The organism is Marinicauda pacifica (genome assembly GCF_004793635.1).
GTDB lineage: Bacteria > Pseudomonadota > Alphaproteobacteria > Caulobacterales > Maricaulaceae > Marinicauda > Marinicauda pacifica.
Map to the genome: position 1 here is coordinate 1 of NZ_SRXV01000032.1, position 323 is coordinate 323.

Sequence of the window (323 nt, forward strand, 5' to 3'; positions counted from 1 at the left end):
GTGGCTTAAGCCGCGTCGGGTTTGGGCGCATCGGCGCGGGTGCGCACTGCGGTGGCGATCCGCTCGATCAGAGCCTCGACGGGAATCGAGCCCAGATCGCCGTGATCGCGGTGGCGCAGCGCGACCGTACCCGCTTCAGCTTCCGCATCGCCAACCACCATCATGTAGGGGATCTGGCGCGTCTGCGCGTTGCGGATCTTCTTCTGCATGCGCTCCGCGGCCAGGTCGGCCTCGACGCGGATGCCGCCATTGACCGTGTCCTCCGGCGCGCTGAACAGCTGGTCGCGCACCTTGCGGGCATAATCCTCGTGGCGGTCGGCAAT

The 323-nt window shown here is 67.5% G+C and carries 1 protein-coding gene; it reads right to left on the reverse strand.

Annotated elements, in window-relative coordinates; genetic code table 11:
* Nucleotides 1-5 precede the first annotated feature (5 nt).
* Nucleotides 6-323, reverse strand: a 318-nt coding sequence (locus E5162_RS14290; RefSeq protein ID WP_241973584.1) for a His/Gly/Thr/Pro-type tRNA ligase C-terminal domain-containing protein, incomplete at its 5' end; no start/stop codon positions are given.